Genomic DNA, 1,359 nt, shown 5'->3' with positions numbered 1-1,359 from the left:
GCCAGGAGCTGCAGCAAATCACCAAAGACCACTCGCTGCTGCAAGAACAAATTGACGCCGGGCTGATAACTCCCGAGCAGGCACTGACTTCCCTGAACAAGAACTTGGTCACACGCGCCTTGGGCGTCGAAGACACGGTGCTGGTTGAGGTCAATGAGCATCGTGTGGACGCGGGGGACCTTTATCTGATGTGTTCGGATGGGCTCTCGGACATGGTTGCGGATCCGGGCATTGCGGCTATCCTTACAGGCGCAGGGACCTTGGAGCAAAAAGCGAAACAGCTGATTGTTGCGGCGAATGAGGCTGGTGGACGCGATAATATTTCCGTACTGTTGGCATACGCGAAAGAAGACTCGACCAAGCGCGGCCTTTTGTCCAGAATGCTGGGAAAATAGCGATGACTGAAATATTACAAACAGACAGGAGTCGGCCATGCCGAAAATGATCGTCTCTATTGACGGCGTTGTGATCAAGGAAGTCCAGTTGACGAAAGACCGGACTTCTTTGGGCCGTAGGCCCTACAACGACATTGTCATCGACAACCTAGCTGTCAGCGGGGAGCATGCCGTTTTGCAAATGACCGGCAACGAGGTCTATCTAGAGGATCTCAACAGCACCAATGGCACCTATGTCAACGGGAAGGCCGTTAAAAAGCTGCTGCTGCAAAATAGCGATACCGTTGAAATTGGCAAGTACAAAATCAAGTACGTCAACGAAGCTGCACCCGCAGGCTTTGAGAAAACCATGATTATCAAGGCTGGCTCTGCCGGTCTTGTGCCTCCGGCGCCGACAGGTTCGCCAGCGGCATCAACTGAAGCCGGTGGTACGGGCCTCACGGMGGCGATTAAAGTGATGTCAGGTGCTGCAGCTGGCCGTGAAGTGGCATTGGTGAAGGTAGTCACAACCATCGGAAAGCCCGGGGTCGCAGTTGCCGCCATTACCAAGCGGCCGCAGGGTTTTGTCGTTGCCCATGTAGAGGGCACTGGCAAGCCCACGCTTAACGGAGCTCCCATCGGGGCTGAGCCGGTTGTCCTGAAAAATGGGGACATGCTTGAGCTGGCCGGAACGCAAATGCAGTTCGTCCAACACTGACATTGGTGTTGAGAGGTCTCGCACCAAGCGGACCGCAAGCACCCTTCAAACGAGGTCGCATGAGACTCCTCTTCCGGCACTGGCCTCGTATCGCCGTCACGTTGATTCCGCTGGTGTTTGCATTGATGCATGCCAGCGGGGTCGCTCGCATTGGTGTTCTGCAAAGGTTGGACGACATCATCTACGATGCACGCCTGCGCGCGACCATGCCGCATACACTGGACGAACGCATTGTTATCGTTGACATCGATGAGAAGAGCCTTGCGG

Annotated in this window: 3 protein-coding genes; all 3 read left to right on the top strand. The window is 55.2% G+C overall.

From position 1 onward, the window contains the following. A partial coding sequence (locus AC1D1X_RS23420) for a PP2C family protein-serine/threonine phosphatase (RefSeq protein WP_477699359.1) occupies positions 1 to 395 on the top strand: 395 nt, incomplete at its 5' end. A gap of 37 nt (positions 396 to 432) precedes the next feature. After that, on the top strand, positions 433 to 1,092 hold the full coding sequence (locus AC1D1X_RS23415; RefSeq protein ID WP_477699358.1) for an FHA domain-containing protein: 660 nt from the start codon (positions 433 to 435) through the stop codon (positions 1,090 to 1,092). A gap of 59 nt (positions 1,093 to 1,151) precedes the next feature. Further along, positions 1,152 to 1,359 (top strand): hypothetical protein (locus AC1D1X_RS23410; RefSeq protein WP_477699357.1); only part of this gene is annotated, 208 nt, incomplete at its 3' end.

The sequence above is a fragment of the Polaromonas sp. P1_G4 genome (genome assembly GCF_056405475.1).
The sequence above is the reverse complement of the archived record's forward strand: the minus strand, read 5'-3'. Positions and strand labels throughout refer to the sequence as shown.